At 65.4% G+C, this 16,726-nt stretch carries 14 protein-coding genes; 13 read left to right on the forward strand and 1 reads right to left on the reverse strand.

The annotated features are described in order from the left end of the window. From SKZ59_RS09200 to SKZ59_RS09230, 7 genes are all read left to right on the forward strand, one after another. On the forward strand, positions 1–1,773 hold the full coding sequence (locus tag SKZ59_RS09200) for an FAD-dependent oxidoreductase (RefSeq protein ID WP_083292639.1): 1,773 nt from the start codon (positions 1–3) through the stop codon (positions 1,771–1,773). Next, entirely contained in the window at positions 1,770–1,955 is a 186-nt protein-coding gene (locus SKZ59_RS09205; RefSeq protein WP_219328709.1) for a hypothetical protein, read from the forward strand. Before SKZ59_RS09200 ends, SKZ59_RS09205 begins: the two co-directional genes overlap by 4 nt. After that, the gene (gene hmgA / locus SKZ59_RS09210) at positions 1,952–3,256 is read left to right on the forward strand and encodes a homogentisate 1,2-dioxygenase (RefSeq protein ID WP_319991482.1); all 1,305 of its coding nucleotides are present in this window, start codon (positions 1,952–1,954) and stop codon (positions 3,254–3,256) included. The genes SKZ59_RS09205 and hmgA overlap by 4 nt, the downstream gene beginning before the upstream one ends. Before the next feature lie 174 nt (positions 3,257–3,430). Next, on the forward strand, positions 3,431–4,624 hold the full coding sequence (locus tag SKZ59_RS09215; RefSeq protein WP_413774538.1) for a sigma-54 interaction domain-containing protein: 1,194 nt from the start codon (positions 3,431–3,433) through the stop codon (positions 4,622–4,624). Positions 4,625–4,858: 234 nt separating this feature from the next. Next, a complete protein-coding gene (locus SKZ59_RS09220; protein ID WP_319991483.1) occupies positions 4,859–5,938 on the forward strand; it encodes an LLM class flavin-dependent oxidoreductase in 1,080 nt (359 codons plus the stop codon). Positions 5,939–5,966: 28 nt separating this feature from the next. Beyond that, a complete protein-coding gene (locus SKZ59_RS09225; RefSeq protein ID WP_319991484.1) occupies positions 5,967–7,121 on the forward strand; it encodes an LLM class flavin-dependent oxidoreductase in 1,155 nt (384 codons plus the stop codon). A 221-nt stretch (positions 7,122–7,342) separates the two neighbouring features. Beyond that, positions 7,343–9,715: a TonB-dependent receptor gene (locus SKZ59_RS09230; RefSeq protein ID WP_319991485.1), complete on the forward strand. Its 2,373-nt coding sequence runs from the start codon at positions 7,343–7,345 to the stop codon at positions 9,713–9,715. Between the two features lie 120 nt (positions 9,716–9,835). Here SKZ59_RS09230 and SKZ59_RS09235 read toward each other — a convergent pair whose 3' ends face one another. Then, positions 9,836–10,888, reverse strand: coding sequence for an ABC transporter substrate-binding protein (locus SKZ59_RS09235; RefSeq protein ID WP_319991486.1), 1,053 nt, complete (start codon positions 10,886–10,888; stop codon positions 9,836–9,838). Positions 10,889–11,113: 225 nt separating this feature from the next. Here SKZ59_RS09235 and SKZ59_RS09240 point away from each other — a divergent pair, with 225 nt between their 5' ends. From SKZ59_RS09240 to SKZ59_RS09265, 6 genes are read left to right on the forward strand one after another with little or no spacing between them, the layout of a single operon-like run. Next, entirely contained in the window at positions 11,114–11,863 is a 750-nt protein-coding gene (locus SKZ59_RS09240; protein ID WP_319991487.1) for a class II aldolase/adducin family protein, read from the forward strand. 22 nt (positions 11,864–11,885) lie between these two features. Next, on the forward strand, positions 11,886–12,959 hold the full coding sequence (locus SKZ59_RS09245; protein ID WP_319991488.1) for an ABC transporter substrate-binding protein: 1,074 nt from the start codon (positions 11,886–11,888) through the stop codon (positions 12,957–12,959). Continuing rightward, the gene (locus SKZ59_RS09250) at positions 12,956–13,792 is read left to right on the forward strand and encodes an ABC transporter permease (protein WP_319991489.1); all 837 of its coding nucleotides are present in this window, start codon (positions 12,956–12,958) and stop codon (positions 13,790–13,792) included. Before SKZ59_RS09245 ends, SKZ59_RS09250 begins: the two co-directional genes overlap by 4 nt. Beyond that, positions 13,789–14,553: an ABC transporter permease gene (locus tag SKZ59_RS09255; RefSeq protein ID WP_319991490.1), complete on the forward strand. Its 765-nt coding sequence runs from the start codon at positions 13,789–13,791 to the stop codon at positions 14,551–14,553. The genes SKZ59_RS09250 and SKZ59_RS09255 overlap by 4 nt, the downstream gene beginning before the upstream one ends. Further along, the gene (locus SKZ59_RS09260; protein ID WP_319991491.1) at positions 14,546–15,811 is read left to right on the forward strand and encodes an MFS transporter; all 1,266 of its coding nucleotides are present in this window, start codon (positions 14,546–14,548) and stop codon (positions 15,809–15,811) included. Before SKZ59_RS09255 ends, SKZ59_RS09260 begins: the two co-directional genes overlap by 8 nt. Next, positions 15,808–16,689 carry an ABC transporter ATP-binding protein gene (locus SKZ59_RS09265; protein WP_319991492.1) on the forward strand — a complete coding sequence of 294 codons (882 nt, stop codon included), beginning with the start codon at positions 15,808–15,810 and terminating at the stop codon, positions 16,687–16,689. Before SKZ59_RS09260 ends, SKZ59_RS09265 begins: the two co-directional genes overlap by 4 nt. Positions 16,690–16,726 lie beyond the last annotated feature (37 nt).

A 16,726-nucleotide genomic window follows, 5' to 3' on the forward strand; every position in this document is an offset into this window, starting at 1 on the left:
ATGAGCGACACGTTCCACCCTTATCCCCATGTGCCGAAGGTGTACCCACCCGGCAAACCGGCCGGTGCCGCCACGCAGCACGTCCCGGTGCTGATCGTCGGCGGCGGCCCCGTGGGCCTGGCCACGGCCCTGGGCCTGGCCCGCCACGGCGTACGCAGCGTGCTGATCGAAGCGGACGATGGCGTCTGCACGGGCAGCCGCGCCATCTGCATCTCGCGGCGCAGCCTGGAAATCATCGAACGCCTGGGCGCGCTCGACGGCTTTATCAGCAAAGGATTGCCGTGGGCCGGTGGGCGCAGTTTTTACCGCGACGAGGAAGTGCTGCACTTCACGATGCCGCAAGACGCGAACCAGAAGCTGCCGCCCATGGTCAACCTGGCGCAATACCATATCGAGCAATTCCTGCTCGATGCGGCCGAACGCCAGCCGGAGCTGATCGACATCCGCTGGCAAACGCGGGTCACTGGCGTGGATCGGCGCGCCGATGGCGCCACGGTCACGGTGGCCACGCCCGACGACACTTACCGGATTGACACGGACTGGCTGGTGGCGGCCGATGGCGGGCGCAGCGTCGTGCGCGAGGCGCTGGGCTTGAAATTGCAGGGCACCAGCTATGAAGGGCGCTATGTGATCGTCGATATCCACCTGAAGAGCGAGCGCCCGACGGAACGTCTCGCGTATTTCGACCCGCCGTCGAATCCCGGTTCCACCGTGCTGGTGCACAAGCAGCCCGACGATATCTGGCGCATCGACTATCAATTGCGCGATGACGAGGATGCGCAGGCGGCCGTGCTGCTGGAAAACGTGGCGCCCCGCGTAGACAGCTTGCTGGCCATGATGGGGGAGACACAGCCGTGGCATCCCGTGTGGATCACCATCTATAGAGCCAACGCATTGACGCTGGAAAAATACCGGCACGGCCCCGTGCTGTTCGCTGGCGATGCGGCCCATCTGGTGCCCATCTTCGGCGTGCGCGGAGCGAACTCGGGTATCGACGATGCGGACAACCTGGCCTGGAAGCTCGCGTACGTGGTCAAGGGCCAGGCGCCGCAGGCCTTGCTCGACAGCTATTCGGACGAGCGCGTGTACGCCGCCCATGAAAACCTGCGCCACGGCACCAAAAGCACGGAATTCATGGCGCCGCCCACGTTCGCCTTCGATCTCATGCGCACGGCCGTGCTGGGCCTGGCGGGCAAGCACGCGCACGTGCGCTCGCTGATCAACCCGCGCCAGACGAGCGCCATCGCGTATGCGCAGTCGGCCTTGAATGCGCCAGATAGCGCGACGTTTGCCGCCGGCCCCGCGCCGGGCACAGTCTTGCCCGAGTGTCCGCTGGCGCTGCTGCACAACGGCGGGCAAAAAGCGGGGTATATTACCGATCTGGTGAACCGCACTGATGGCGATTTCACGGGGCTGTACTTCAGCGACGATGGCTGCGTGCCTGCGGAACTGCTGGCGCTGGGCGACATTTTGCCGCTGACTGTCGTGGCGATCACCCGCAGTGGCGCGCAAGAGGGTGCCTGGGACCACACGGCCCAGGTATTCCCGCTGTTCGATGCGAAGCCAGGCAGTTTTTACCTTGTGCGCCCGGATGGCCATGTACTGGGGCGCTGGCGGCAAGTGCAGGCGGAGCAGGTGGCGGCAGCGCTGGCTAAATCCGGGGTCAGTCCCTTCGGGAGCGGTACGCGCCCCATTGGGGCGTGCACCCCCGCCGGGTCTGACCCCAGCACTTTGCGCAGCGGGTCAGTAAAAGTTATTAAGGAGATAGCATGACCGACATCGAACTGGACAATCTTTACACCGAGCTATGCCACACCATGGGTGGCCTGGGCGAACAGCGCTCACCCCTGTTCCTGGCACGCTTTGCCTTGCTGGCCATGGGCGCCATCGGCAATGCCGACGTGGTGCAAGGCTTGCTGCGCGACGCGGCCGATGGCCTGGCGGAGCCGGCATGATAGGCGCCGGCTACCAGAGCGGCTTCGGCAACGAATTTGCCACGGAAGCCATCGCCGGCGCCTTGCCACAGGGGCAGAATTCGCCGCAGCGGGCACCACTGGGCCTGTACGCGGAGCAATTGTCGGGCACGGCCTTCACGGCGCCGCGCGCGCAGAACCGGCGCTCGTGGCTGTACCGCATCCGTCCCGCCAGCCAGCATCCGCCATTCACCTTGGTGGAAAACACCCGCATCGTCAGCGATTTCCATGCGATGCCGCCCACGCCACCGAACCAGCTGCGCTGGGATCCGCTGCCGCTGCCCGACAGCGCGACGCCAACGGACTTCATCGACGGCTGGCAAACGATGGCCGGCAATGGCAGCGCCGAAACGATGAGCGGCTGCGCCATCCACGTGTATGCGGCCAACCGTTCCATGCAGCGCTTTTTCTATTCGGCCGATGGCGAATTGCTGGTCGTGCCGCAGGAAGGCCGGCTGGCCATCGCCACGGAACTGGGCTTGATCGAGCTGGAACCGCAGGAAATCGCCGTGATCCCGCGCGGCGTGCGCTTCCGCGTGACCCTGCCCGACGGCGCGGCGCGCGGCTATGTCTGCGAAAACTTTGGCACGGCCTTCCGGCTGCCGGACATGGGCCCCATCGGCTCGAACGGCCTGGCCAACAGCCGCGACTTCCTCACGCCGCACGCGGCCTACGAAGACATCGATGGCGAGTGCGAACTGGTGGCCAAGTTCGGCGGCCATCTGTGGCGCACGATCCTCGACCATTCGCCGCTGGACGTGGTGGCCTGGCATGGCAATTACGCGCCCTACAAATACGATTTGCGCCGCTTTAATGTCATCGGCTCGATCAGCTACGACCATCCGGACCCGTCGATCTTCCTCGTGCTGCAGGCACCGAGCGAAAATCCGCTGCTGGGCGCCATCGATTTCGCCATCTTTCCGCCCCGCTGGCTGGCGGCCGAACATACGTTCCGGCCGCCCTGGTTCCACCGCAACGTGGCCAGCGAATTCATGGGACTGATCCATGGCGTGTACGACGCCAAGGCGGCCGGTTTCGTGCCGGGCGGCGCCAGCCTGCACAACTGTATGTCCGGCCATGGCCCCGATGCGCAGACGTTCGAAAAAGCATCGCATAGCGACACGTCGGCGCCCGTGAAGGTGGCCGACACCATGGCCTTCATGTTCGAGACGCGCACCATCCTCAAGCCGACGCCATTCGCCTTGAACGGCGAACTGCTGCAGAATGACTATTTCGAGTGCTGGCAAGGCTTGCGCAAGCATTTCGATCCGGACCAGGCATAGTCAAACGGCGGTCAAGCGGCCCGCGCCAGCGTGTGCGGGTTGCCGGGCAGGCCACATTGCCTGCGCCTTTGCCGCAGCAAGGTTCGGGTCCACGCCCCGCATATGCAAAATTCGGATAAGCTAGCGCGGCACCATTCGTTCACGCCTGCGGATGGAGCGCGGTATAGTCGGCTCATGGAACTCTTAGCCCACAATTTCAGCAGCGATTTCGCGCGCAGCGCCCACCTTGCCCGTGGCGCCGGCGATGACGGCGACAGCGAGGCGCTGGTCGCCTTCCGCGACCCGCAGCAAATGAGCTTGCTGGTGCGCGCCACGGCCTTTGTCTTTGCCGATCCCCGTTCGCGCCAGTTGCACGAACTGATCGAACGTATCGCCCCCAGCGAGGCGACGGTGCTGATCACGGGCGAAACGGGAACGGGAAAAGAACTGATCGCGCGCCACGTGCACGGCTTGAGCGGGCGCGCCGAACAGACCTTTGTGGCGATCAACTGCGGCGCGTTTTCCGAAACCCTCGTCGAGAGCGAGCTGTTTGGTTATGAAAAAGGCGCGTTTACGGGCGCGCAGCAGGGCAAGCCTGGCTGGTTCGAGACGGCCAGCGGCGGCACCCTGTTCCTCGATGAAATCGGCGACTTGCCGCTGGCGATGCAGGTCAAGCTGCTGCGCGTGCTGCAGGAGCGCGAAGTGGTGCGCCTGGGCGCGCGGCGCGCCATCCCCATCGACGTGCGCCTGATCGCGGCCACCAACGTGGACCTGGCCGAAGCCGTGCGGGCGGGGCGCTTCCGCGAAGACCTGTATTACCGGCTGCAGGTGATCGGCCTGCCGCTACGTCCCTTGCGCGAGCGTCCGGGTGACATCATGCCGCTGACGCGCCATTTTATGGCCATCTATGCGCAGCGATTGCATCTGGGCGAGGTGGAACTGGGCCCCGATGCGCAGCAGGCCTTGCTCGCTTATCCATGGCCGGGCAATATCCGCGAACTGGAAAATGTCATCCACCGCGCGCTGCTCGTCTGCCGTAGCGGCGTCGTGCGGGACGAGGACTTGAGTTTGTCGGGCTGGCACCGCGCGCCTGCCGCCGCACCTGTCTCTGCGCCTGTTCCAGATGCGTGGGCCGGCGGCGCCGATATCGCGTATGCGGCCCATGGCGCGGCCGGCCAGGACGACTTGTTGGCCGCCGAGCGCTTTGCCCGCGCCTGGCAAGCCTTGCTCGACTCGGGCGAAGCCGTGAAGTTCGAAGCCATGCAGCAGGAACTGGTGCGCGCCGCGTGGGAGCGCAACGAGCGCAACCAGGTACGCACGGCCAGGCATTTGAACCTGAGCCGCAACATCCTGCGCACCTTTTTGAAAAAGGCGGGCGCCATCGACTAGGCGCTCGATGGACTTCCCGGAGCCGGACCCGCAGCGATGCGGCTCCGGCTTTTTTCATGGCTGCTGCGCGCGCAACACATTGCTGCCGTGGCTGCAGCCGGTTGCTGCCTAAGCAGCAGTTTCGGGCGCCGATGGGTAGCCAGCGCATGGCATGTTTTCTGCGAGGAGGGAAGGGCAGATCGCTACGCACGATGCGCCGCGACCTTTTCTTCGACCCACGACAGGAGTCCATGCATGACCATCGAATTTATCTGGCAATTGCCCACCAGCGGCGATGGCCGTTACGCGGCGCCCGGCATTTCTCGCCGGGGCGAGCGGGCCGCTGGCGCGCCCAGCCCCTTGCAGGCCGGCGTGAGCGACCCGCGCGGCGCGCGCCCGCCCTTCAATTATTTCGACTACCTGCACCAGATCGCCCGCGCGGCCAACCTTTCCGGCTTCAACGGCATCCAGATACGCCACGATACGCAGGGCGATGAAAGCTGGATCGTCGCAGGGTATTTGGCCCGCAGCACGCGCCACCTGAAACTGATCGCCGAATTCGACGCGGCCTGGGGTTCGGCCGTGTATGCGGCGAAGAATGCCGTTAGCTTCCAGCGCTTTACGGGCGGGCGCCTTGCCTGGCAGATCGGTCACGGCGGCGATGCGGCAGCGCGCCGGCGCCAGGGCGATACCGTGCCGGACGCCGATATTCTGCCCCGCATCGATGAATTCATCACGGTGGCGCGCGGCGTGCAGGACACTTCGCCGTTCAGTTTCAAGGGCAAGTTCTTCGAGGTGCAGGACGGCGGCTTCAAGGGGCCGCTGGCGAACCACCCCGTTAACTCCATCTATTTGACCGGTGAGTCGTCGGAGGCGCTGGCCCTGTCGGCGCGCCAGGCCGACGTGCACGTGTTCGATGCGGCGCCCGTGGAGGCCCTGCAGCCTTCCATCGCCAGTCTGCAAGCGCAGGCGCGCCAGCTGGGCCGCACGGTGGCGGCAGGCGTGCGCATCGACGTGCTGGCCCGCGAAACGTCCGACGAAGCACTGCGCGATGCGCGCCGCTACCGCAGTGGCGCGGGGCTGCCCGACGATAGTGCGTTTGATGGCGGCACCGCTGCCTTCTGGCCCGGCTTTGCGCAAGCGCAGACGGGCGCCCACGGCGCCCTGGTCGGCAGCTACGAGCAGGTCAGCGCCGCGCTTGAAGCGTATGCGCAGGCGGGGGTCTCCAGCTTTGTGCTGGCAGCCATCCCCCATTTCGAGGAAGCCTACCGCATCGGTGAACACGTGCTGCCCCGCGTGCGGGCGGCGTTGTACACGCAACGGCAAGCGGCCTGAATCCCCTAATTTGAAGGAGTACCACTACATGGCAATCGATTTTTTCTGGCGCATGCCCACGCATGGCGAACCGAGTTCGCACCGCGCCCGCACGCCGTTTCGCGGCGACTGGTTTCCCGGCAATGACAACCTGCGCCAGGCTGGCCTCGGTGGAGGCGGCGCCGACGGTTTTACGTATATCGACTATCTGGCGGAAATCGCCCGCGCGGCCGAGCTGTCGGGCTTTCAGGGCGGCCTGATTCCTTCGTTTCCCATGACGGACGAACCGTGGGCCATCTCCGCGCTGCTGGCGCGCGAGACGAGCACCTTCCGCTTCATGATCCCGTTCCAGCCCGGCTTCTTGAATCCCGTGGTGGCCGCGCGCATGACGGCCAGCCTGCAGCGGGCCACGGGCGGACGTGCCCTGTACAACGTGATCACGGGCGGCGGCGGTCCGGCGCAGCTGTGGTGGGGCGATTCTGCCGGCCACGACGACCGCTACACGCGCACGACGGAATTCCTTGACGTGGTGCGCGGCGTGTGGCGCGGCGGGCCGTTTTCATACCAGGGCAAGTTCTACCAGGTGGAAGACGCGGGCCTGGCCACGCCGCTGTCGGAGCAGGATTTCCCCGAGATTTATTTTTCCGGCTCATCCGACGCGGCCCTCGGTTCCGCTTCCAAGCATGCCGATTACTACCTGACGTGGCTGGAACCGTTCGAGCAGCTGCGCGAGAAATTCGCCCGCGTGCATGAAAAGACGGCGCTCTTGGGCCGCAAGATCAAATGCGCCGTGCGCGTCGACATCGTGGCCCGCGCCACGGAAGAAGAAGCGTGGGACGAAGTGCGCAAGGGTTTTGACGCCGTGGACCCCGCCACCCTGCGCCAGTTCCTCGGCGCCGATGGCGGCGATTCCGTGGGCGCGGCGCGCCAGCGGGGCAACCGCCCGACGACCCTGAACAGCTATAAGGACTTGATCACGGCGCCGAACATCTGGTCCGGCTTCAACTTGCTGCGCGGCGGGCAGACGCAGGGCATCGTCGGCAGCTACCAGCAGGTGGCCGAACGCCTCGACGAACTGGTGCAGCTGGGTGCCGACGCCTTCATCCTGGCCAGCACGCCGCACCTGGAAGAAGCGTACCGGGTGGGCGAGGAAGTGCTGCCGCTCGTGCGCGGACACACGTCGGCACTCTTGCGCGCTGCCTGATCCTTTCCCTGTTGGCGCGACAGCAGCGTCACCGCCTGCTGTCGCGCAGGCAGCACGCGGCAGCGCCGCTGCTGCCAAATCAACAGCACTATCATGATGATAGTCTTCCTTTGAAATCAATCACTTGAGCACGATTTTGCTGCGCTGCGGCAGCGGGCATGCGCCTTGCAATACAGGTCATCACCATCTCGCGTTTTGACTTTACTCAAGGATAATTACCCATGCGCCGTTCGACTGCCCCCGCCGCCGTTTCTTCTTTCCCCTTTCATTTGACGCCGGTGCGCCGCGCGCTGCGCTCGGCCTTCGCCATCGGCGGCCTGATGCTCGCTTCCAGCATGGCCCATGCCGAAGCGCCCGGCGCCGATGCCATTGCCGCGGCCGACGCGAACGGCGGGGGCGAGGGCGCCTCCCTGCAATCGGTGACGGTGACGGCGCAAAAGCGCGAGGAATCGGCGCAAAAAGTGCCGAGCGCGATCACGGTATTGGGCGGCAAGGAGCTGCTCGACACGGGCATCGGCCGCTCGGCCAGCGAAATCCTCAATTATGTGCCGAACGCTTCTGCCGGCACGCAGCAGCATGGCCGTCCGCGCTGGTGGATACGCGGCGTCGGCGCGGGCCAGCAGCAGATCGATTTCCCGAACCCCGTCGGCTTTTACCTCGACGACGTCTACATCAGCAATTCCAGCGCTACGGGTTTTCCCCTGTTCGACCTGGACCGGGTGGAAGTGCTGCGCGGCCCGCAAGGCACCTTGTGGGGCAAGAACACGACGGGCGGCGCCATCAACGTCATTTCGCGCAAGCCTTCGTTCAAGTCCAGTGGCTACGCCAAGCTTGACTACAGCAGCTACGACACCAAGCTGGCCGAAGGCGCCATTGGCGGCGCGCTGGTCGACGAGGTGCTGGCGGGGCGTTTGTCTTTCCACACGGAGCAGCAGGACAAGGGCCGCTTCCACAACCAGTTTACGGGCGAGCGCGATGGAAAACTCAAGGACAGCGCCATTCGCGGCCAGCTCAAGGCCCTGATCGGGCGCGACCTGACGGCGAACCTGAACCTGCATTACCGCGACTACACGACCAAGGGCGCCACCACGACGGTGGCCAGCTATGGCGCCAATGGCGTCTACCGCAATGGCTACATCCCCAGCACCAATCCCGATGACGTGAGCACGAACGCACCGGCCGACAGCGACGTGAAACAGGGCGGCGCGCAGCTGAACCTGGAATATGCGCTGGGCGAGCTGACACTGACGTCGATCACCGGCTATGAAAATTTCAGGAACGAAGCGACGGGCGACAGCGACAACACGCCGCTGGAAGTGGGCCGCAGCCGCTCGAAGGCCAGCAGCCGGCAAGTGTCGCAGGAGCTGCGCCTGACGTCGCCGCAAAACGGCGCCGTGAGCTGGGTGGCGGGCCTGTTCTACTTCAATGAAAAGATCGATTCCGATTCGGCCGGCGCGCGCCTGCCCAACGGCACCGTGCCGGCGCTGGCGGGCAGCACGCAGCCTGTCGGCTACAACCGCACCATCTACCGGCACAAGGCGCGCAGCGCGGCCATCTTCGGCAGCACGACCGTCAACTTCAGCGAACAGTTCCTGTCCACTTTCGGCCTGCGCTGGACGACGGAAACCAAGGACCTCGATTTGCAGCGCGTGCAGGCCGCATCGAACACGGTGACGTTTGGCGATGCGGCCAACTGGTGGAACACGGTCCGGGGCGGCAACTACGCGGCCGCCTCGGTGGCCAACAATAACTTCACGTCGAACCCGTCCACCACGTGGAATGCGCTCACGTATGACGTGACACCTGAATACCGTTTCAGCCGCACCTTGCGCGGCTATCTGAAATATGCGCATGGCATCAAGTCGGGCGGCTACAACACGAGCGCCACGGACGTGCGGGCACTGAACACGGTCAAGCCGGAAACCCTGAACTCGTTCGAGGCGGGCATCAAGTCGGAATGGCTGGACGGGCGTTTGAATTTCAACGCCAACGTTTTTCACTATGACTACAAGAACGTGCAGGTCAATATCACGGGCGTGTACAACGGCGACCCCACGCAAAGCGTCAATTACCTGCAGAACGTGCGCAAGGCCCACGTGAATGGCGCGGAATTCGAGATCGAGGCGCAGCCGACGGACAATCTGCACATCAACGCCAATGTCGGCCTGCTGCGCACGGAATTCGACGATTTCGCCATCCAGAACAATGGCGGCGACCGCTCCGGCAATGAATTCGTGCGCTCGCCCCACGTGACGGCCTTGCTGGCGGCCGATTACCGCTACCCGCTGGGCAATGGCGCGCAGCTGGTCTTCAGCGGCGACGTGCGCTACACGTCCAAGCAATACTATTATGTCGACCCGCAAAACGCCGCGCGCGACCTGCTGAACCAGGGCGGCTTCGCGCTGGCCAATGCGCGCCTGTCGTACGTGCTCCCGGGCGGCAAGCACCGGATCACGGCATATGCGAACAACCTGGCCGACAAGGTCTACCGCAACCACACCTTGACCAGCTTCGTGCCGGGCGCCGTCAACGGCGACACCGTCATCATCGGCCAGGGCCGCACGGTGGGGGCGTCCTACACGATCCAGTTCTGATGGCGATTGATTGATGTGAAGGCCGGCAAACTCGCCGGCCATTTTTTTGATCAGGTAGGCCGGCCTGGCGCAGCGGTAGGTCGGCTTAGCGCAGCGTAAGCCGACAACACCACTACCGCATCAAGCCGCCACCCGCAACAACGCCTCCAGCCGCCGCTGCGCTTCCTCCAGCGGCCGCCGGTCGATCCAACTCTCGATATCCACGTCGCGGTCAAGAAAACCGTGCTGCAGCTGAAAATCCTTTTGCTGGCGGAACAGCGCTACCTTGTCGTCGGACAGGTCGGGCGCCAGGGCCAGGTGAAAACCGTCGCGGTAGGCTTCGGCCACGGCGTCGGCGCCGGCCCGCGTTTCGCCCTGCAGGATGGCCAGCACGTCGGCCTGGTGGCTGCGGGCCCAGTGCGCGGCGCGCAACGTCTGCATCAAAAAGCGCACGACCAGTTCGAAATGCTGCTCCAGCATCGTTTCATGCACGGTGATTGGGCGCGGCGTACCGTTGTTCACGCGGAAGCGCCGGTCGGGCAGGGCGTCGATGTCGATCCCCACTTCCAGTCCCGCCGCGCGGGCCGCTTCGGCCGCCGCCGCGCCTTTTACGTAGACGGCGTCGACTTCGCCGCGCAGCAGCGGCGCGATGCCTTGCCACAGTCCCGCGCCCAGATTGGCCGATGCCTGGGCGTCGGCTCCCACTTCCACCAGCCGTACATCATCGAGCGTGAGGCCGGCCGACGCCAGCACGCCCTTGTAGCCGGCCAGGCTCATGCCACGTGCGATGCTGCGTCCGCGCCGGTTTTCGCGCAAGTCCTCGGCGCGGAACGCTGGCAGCGCCAGGCGCTTGCCCTGCAGCTGCGCTGGCGTCGTGATGCCGGAACCGGGGCGCACGAGGATGGCTTGCCACTCATCGATCCACGTCAGGCCGATCAGGCGCGTGGGCGCCCCTTGCGCGCGCGCGGGCAGGGCCAGCAGGTTGCCGCCTTCGCGCACGAGCGTGGACAAGCCGTGGTCGTAATGGTGGCGCGCCAGTTCGCCCCCCACTTCCTGCAGGGTTTTCAGGGCGATGCCGTCGCGGGCGAATTCCTCGTCCAGCCAGCCTAGTTTGTAGGCCAGGCCCGTCGCCGTGGGCACGGGGCAGCGGGTGAACCAGACGGTATCGACGGCGGGAGATGGTGCGGTAGTCATGGGATTCCTTGGTGGTGGGTGGAGCCTTGAGCCGTGCAGGAAACGTGCCCGCGCCGCTTGCTGGCTTGCCGACAGCGCGCTTCCACAACGCTGCTGCCACGCCAGCAGCCGCTGTTGCGCAGGCAGCAGCGCTTCACCATTTTCGCGGCCCCGGCGCTGGCACGCGTCTTGCGAAAGTAGAGGCATGACTGACCCGTATTCCAACCCAACCAAATGGAGCATGACATGACGGACGTGGCACAAGCGGAAGCACAACAAGTACAGGCGCAGGAGTTGACGGCGGCGGAACTGGCCTTCGTCGAGCAGGTGCGGCGCGACGCGCAGATCGCCTTCGACGGCTTGCGCGAGACGGGCAGCCTGACGGCCAACGGCACGGTGGGCTTTGTCGAGCGCACCCCTGGCGGCGACAAGGTCGTGGTGGTCAACGATCCGGGCCCGTTCCGCCGCGGCCAGCCCCTGAAGGCGGCCGTGCTGGCGCTCGATGGCACGGTGATCGTGGGTGACGCGAACAACGGCGGCGCGCGTTACTTAAAACTGTTCCGCGAACGGCCCGAGGTCACGTCTATCTCGCACGTCCACTCGCCGTCCTTGGGCGCGTGGGCGCAGACGCACCGCACGTTGCCGATCCGCTACGTGCCCGTGCAGCGCTTTCAGCTGATCCGCGAAATTCCCATCTATATCGACCGCCGCCAGCCGGAAGTCGATTTCATCCTCGGCGAAATCGCGCGCAATACGCATGCCACCGCCATCCTGGAGGCGAACGGCGGCGCCACCGTGTGGGGCAAGCAGGGCTTGCTGAAGCTGGCTGAATTCATCCTGCTGCTGGAAGAGGGCGCGCAGATACAGATCGCGGCCGAAGCCATCGGCGGTTCGCGCGATTTCGGTCCCGGCGTGCTGCTGCAGCAATGGAAGATGAGCAAGCTGATCGACACGGCGCGCGCCTTGTCGTTATTGCCTGCCACCGACCTCGTGTAACCCTTTCAAGAACAGGCCCACGATGTCATTGCAATTCTTACGTTTGAACTGGCGCAAAGTACTCGCTACCGCCGTGGCGGCCAGCCTGCTGGCGCCAACGATCGCGGCGGCGGCCGCGCCGCTGCCGGCCGCCGTGCGCATCGCCGTCGTGGCCCGCACGGCGCTGTCCGGCAAGACCGTGTTTGCCGGCTCGGCCGCCCAGGTGGCATCCCAAGGCTGGCTGGCGGCCGAGCTGGGCAAGCTGGGCGTGAAGCTGGAATGGGTGCCCGTCACGACCAATTCCGTGGCGACGCAAGTCAACGAAGCGTTTGCCAACCATTCGATCGACCTGGCCCAGTATGGCGATCTGCCATCGATTATCGCCAATGCCTCGGGCTTGCAGACGCGGCTGATCTTGCCCGGCGGCAGCGCCAATAACACCTATCTGGTGGTGCCGAACGGCTCCACGGCCAAATCGATCAAGGATTTGAAGGGCAAGAAGATCGCCCTGCACCGTGGCCGGCCGTGGGAATATCCGTTCGCGCGCCTGCTGGAAGCGAACGGCATGAGCTTGCGTGACGTGAAAATCCTCAACCTCAATCCCCAGGCGGGCGCGGCGGCCGTGGCGACCGGTGGCGCGGATGCCTTCTTTACCCTCAGCGACGCCTTTTTGCTCGAGGATAAAAAGGTCGGAAAGATCATCTGGTCCAGCAAGGCGCCGCCGCAGGACTGGAAGATGCGCGCCGAACTGTGGGCCGACAGCGGTTTCCTGCAACGCTATCCGCAGCTGGCCCAGCTCGTGGTGACGGCCTATGTGCGCGAGCACCACCGGGCCGCCGGCGCGGGCGGCGAAGACGAGTACGTGCGCACCGAGGCGGCTGCGGGCCAGGTAGAAAGCGTCGTGCGGCGCGAACTGGCGGGCGACCATACGCCGTGGCAGGCGCGCTGGTCGCCGTTGTTTACGGCCAGCCTGCGCCAGCATTACGTGGGCGAGGCGGCGTATGCGAAGAGCGCGGGCCTGATAGCGCGGCCCCTGCAAGTGGACAGCCTGTTCGCGCCTCAGTTCGTCAACCAGGCGCTGGCGCAGCTGAAATTGCAAACTTACTGGGCGCCATGACTTCCTTGACTATCGCCTTGCCGCGCGCCCCTGCGCCAGCGCGTGCGGCTTCTGTTACCCGGCTGCAGCGCTTCGTGCGCTCGCCCTGGTCCGTGTGGGCCTCGCCGCTGGCCTTGCTGCTGCTGTGGACGGCGGCCACCACCTTAGAATGGATGCCCGCGCACATCTTGATGTCGCCATGGCAAGTGCTGCTGACGGCCCGCGACCTGGCCGAGAGCGGAGAATTGGGCCAGCACCTGGCCATCAGCCTGTTCCGCCTGCTGGCCGGCTTCGGCCTGGGCGCCAGCGCGGGCCTGGCGTTTGGCGTCTTGCTGGGCCTGTCGCCGGGCTTGCGCAGCTATGTCGACCCGACCTTCAATGTCTTGCGCCAGCTGCCCACAGTGGCCTTGATTCCCCTGTTTATCTTGCTGTTCGGTATAGGCGAGAGCTTCAAGGTGTTTATCGTCGCCAAGGCCAGTTTCTTTATCGTCGCGCTGGCCGTGCATGACGCCATCCGCAACCTGTCTGCGCGCTATTTTGAAGTGGCGCAAGTGTATTGCTTCTCGCGCTGGCAGCGCATCCGCCTGATCGTCTTGCCCGCCATCGTGCCAGCCGCGCTGACGGGCATGCGCATCGCCCTGTCGCGCTCGTGGATGGTGCTGGTGGGCGCGGAATTGCTGGCCGCCGACAGTGGCCTGGGCCAGATGATGGAAATGGGCCGGCAAATGTTCCGCCTCGACGTGGTAATGGTGGGCGTGGTGCTGACGGGCGTGATCGGCTTTGGCCTGGACCGGCTCTGCCACGCGCTGGAAGCACGGCTGATGCGCTGGAAACGGAATGGAGAATCTGCATGAAGCAGCGTTTGGTACTGATCATCAAGGGCGCGCTGTTGCCGCTGGCCTTGCTGGGCGCCTGGCAATGGGCCTCAGGACAGGGTGCGGCGGCCGCCTACATCTTCGTGTCGCTGGGCGACCTGGCGCACAGCTTGCGCGATCTGGTCTTGACGGGCGAACTGTGGGTGCATTTGCGCGCCAGCCTGGGCAGGACGTTGGCCGGCCTGCTGCTGGGCGGCAGCACCGGCATCGTCACGGGCGCGCTGATGGCGCAGTCACCGCTGGCGGACCGGCTGATCGGCCCGCTGTTCCACAGCATCCGCCAAGTCCCGCTGCTGGGCCTGATCCCCCTGCTGGGCTTGTGGGTGGGCAATGGCGATGGCGCCAAGCTGCTGGTGATCGCCATCGCCGCCTTCTATCCTACCGTGCTCAACACGTATGCGGGCATGCGGCAGGTGGAAGGGCGCCTGCGCGAAGTGGGGCAGGTGCTGACCCTGACGCGCTGGCAGACCCTGCGCCAGATTTTGCTGCCGGGCGCCATGCCGGCCATCGTCACGGGCGTCACGCATGCGCTGGCGTTCGCCTGGCTCGCTTGCCTGGGCGGCGAACTGCTGTTTGCGGCCGGCCCCGGCATGGGTTCCTTGCTGCTCAATGGCGAAGTGTCGGGTCGTATGGACGTCGTCTTGCTGGCCGTGCTCGTGATCGCGCTGCTGGCGCAAGCGATGAACGTGGCGTTTGCGCGTCTCGCGCGTTTGCTGGTGAAGGGACGCAGCAGTGAGTGAATCGCTGCCATTCCAGCCAGACGCGGCCGCCAGCGCCCGCGAAGGGGAGCTGCGCGCCTTCTTGCTGCGCTTTATCGGCCTGACCCTGCTGTCGGGCGTGACCATCGGCATGAACAAGGTGCTGGCTACCTTGCTGGGCTTGCACCTGCACGTGAGCAATTTCCAGCTGGCCGTGATCAGCAGCGCGGAAACCCTGGCCATGGCGCTCGGTACCATTCCGGCCGGCTATATCTTGTCGCGCGGTAATCCCAAGCATTTGTATGCGGGCGTGAGCCTGAGCCTGGCGCTGGCTTTTTGCGTGTTGCCGTGGCTGCCAGGCTGGCAATGGGTGGCCCTGCTGATGTTTCTGGTGGGCCTGTGCATTTCCCTGCGCATTGTTGCCATGAGTACCGTGTTTCTCGTGCGCTTGCCGGAACTGGGCCAGGGCAAGGCGGGCTGGTACAAGGGGACCTTGATCCTCGGCATGCAATTTCTGGGCCCCCTGTGCGGCAATTACCTGATCGCGCAGCTGGGCCTGAAGGCGGGCTTTCTGATTTCCGCCCTGATGTTCGCCATCCTGGCCGTGCTGGGCTGGCAAGTGTTGCCTGACAATACAGCACCGCGCAAGCAGGAGGGGCATGTTGCCGTACCCGGCGCGGCCAGCCTGCGCGAACTGCTGCGCCTGCCCGTCGTGCGCGTGACGTACCTGTTTGAAATCCTCGCCAGCTTCACGGCGTCCAGCGTGGGTGTGTTTTCCATCTTGCTGGCCATCCGCGTGCTGCATTGGCCTGCGCATCACTCCGTCTGGCTGATGGCCGTGCAGGGACTCAGCTGCGTGCTGGTGCTGCTGTTCCTGGGGCGCTTCGTGCTGGCCAGCCGCTACCGCGAACAACTGTATGGCGGCGCGCACCTGGCCATCATGGCCGCCTTGCTGATCCTCGGCCTGTGGCCGAACAGCATCGCCTACCTGGCTGCCTCCGTGCTGCTGGGACTGGGGCTGGGTGTGAATAACCTCGTCAACACGGACAATATCGCCCGCGCGCCCGTCGACAAGGCCAGGGTCTCGGCCCATCTGACCCTGTTCGGCATGGTGGGCGGCACGGCTGGCGCGCTGGCGGCGGGCCGCCTGGCCGACCTGACGGGGCTGCGCAATGTGTTCCTGATCTGGCTGGCTCCGTGGCTGGCCGCCTGGCTGGTTTTCCACGGCAGTCGCTGGCTGCGCCGGGCGCCGTCCGCCGCCATTCCTTCCCTCGCCCCCACCGCAGAGAGTGCGCCATGAATGATTTCGTTTCCCCTTCGGCCTTGTCGCCGCAACAGCAGCACCTGAGCGGCGGCTTGCAAGTGCAGCACGTGAGCAAGTCGTTTTCGCTGAAAGGCGCGCCGCTGCCCGTGCTCGACGATATTTCGCTCACCATTGCGCCAGGCGAATTCGTCGCCATCGTGGGCGCGTCCGGCTGCGGCAAATCCACCTTGCTGCGCCTGCTGGCGGGCCTGGACACCGATTACACGGGCTTGCTGCTGCACGATGGCGTGCCGATCCGTGGCACGGACTTGCACCGGGGCCTCGTGTTCCAGGACCACCGCCTGTTTCCCTGGCTGACGGTGCAGCAGAACGTGGCCGTGGCCTTCAGCAATACCAAGGTGCCGCCGGCCGAGCGCGCATCGCGCGTGGCGGCGGAAATCACGCGCGTGGGCCTCGATGGCTATGCGGATGCCTATCCGCATCAATTGTCGGGCGGCATGTCGCAACGGGCCGCCATTGCCCGCGCCCTCGTGGGGCGGCCCGACGTGCTGCTGCTCGACGAACCGCTCGGTGCGCTCGACGCGCTGACCCGTTTGCGCTTGCAGCAGGAACTGCGCCGATTGTGGCAAGACGAAGGCATCACCATGGTCATGGTCACGCATGACATCGATGAAGCCGTCTACCTGGCCGACCGTATCGTCGTGCTCGACGCGCGTCCCGGCAAGGTGCGCCGGGTGCAGGAGGTGCCGCTGGCCCACCCGCGCCAGCGCGGCTCGCCCGGTTTTGTGTCCATCCGCGATGGCCTGCATGCGGATTTCAGCGACCTCGACGAATCGCATGCGCCTGTGGAGCAGGAAGAACACCCCAGCAGCTTGTGGGATGGCAATGAATGGGCGCGCAGGATGGCGCTGTAGTTTCCTTTTTGACCGGTCCACCCACTCTGGAGATACA

This window comes from Janthinobacterium sp. GMG2, from assembly GCF_033949445.1.
Taxonomy (GTDB): Bacteria; Pseudomonadota; Gammaproteobacteria; order Burkholderiales; family Burkholderiaceae_D; genus Janthinobacterium; species Janthinobacterium aestuarii.

Excerpts from the sequence above, each read along its gene's own strand:
- SKZ59_RS09255 (WP_319991490.1), top strand. The coding sequence starts at position 13,789 with ATGAAGCAGCGTTTGGTACTGATCATCAAGGGCGCGCTGTTGCCGCTG.
- SKZ59_RS09230 (WP_319991485.1), top strand. The coding sequence starts at position 7,343 with ATGCGCCGTTCGACTGCCCCCGCCGCCGTTTCTTCTTTCCCCTTTCAT.
- SKZ59_RS09240 (WP_319991487.1), top strand. The coding sequence starts at position 11,114 with ATGACGGACGTGGCACAAGCGGAAGCACAACAAGTACAGGCGCAGGAG.
- SKZ59_RS09250 (WP_319991489.1), top strand. The coding sequence starts at position 12,956 with ATGACTTCCTTGACTATCGCCTTGCCGCGCGCCCCTGCGCCAGCGCGT.
- SKZ59_RS09220 (WP_319991483.1), top strand. The coding sequence starts at position 4,859 with ATGACCATCGAATTTATCTGGCAATTGCCCACCAGCGGCGATGGCCGT.
- hmgA (WP_319991482.1), top strand. The coding sequence starts at position 1,952 with ATGATAGGCGCCGGCTACCAGAGCGGCTTCGGCAACGAATTTGCCACG.
- SKZ59_RS09265 (WP_319991492.1), top strand. The coding sequence starts at position 15,808 with ATGAATGATTTCGTTTCCCCTTCGGCCTTGTCGCCGCAACAGCAGCAC.
- SKZ59_RS09200 (WP_083292639.1), top strand. The coding sequence starts at position 1 with ATGAGCGACACGTTCCACCCTTATCCCCATGTGCCGAAGGTGTACCCA.
- SKZ59_RS09225 (WP_319991484.1), top strand. The coding sequence starts at position 5,967 with ATGGCAATCGATTTTTTCTGGCGCATGCCCACGCATGGCGAACCGAGT.
- SKZ59_RS09245 (WP_319991488.1), top strand. The coding sequence starts at position 11,886 with ATGTCATTGCAATTCTTACGTTTGAACTGGCGCAAAGTACTCGCTACC.
- SKZ59_RS09235 (WP_319991486.1), bottom strand. The coding sequence starts at position 10,888 with ATGACTACCGCACCATCTCCCGCCGTCGATACCGTCTGGTTCACCCGC.
- SKZ59_RS09205 (WP_219328709.1), top strand. The coding sequence starts at position 1,770 with ATGACCGACATCGAACTGGACAATCTTTACACCGAGCTATGCCACACC.
- SKZ59_RS09215 (WP_413774538.1), top strand. The coding sequence starts at position 3,431 with ATGGAACTCTTAGCCCACAATTTCAGCAGCGATTTCGCGCGCAGCGCC.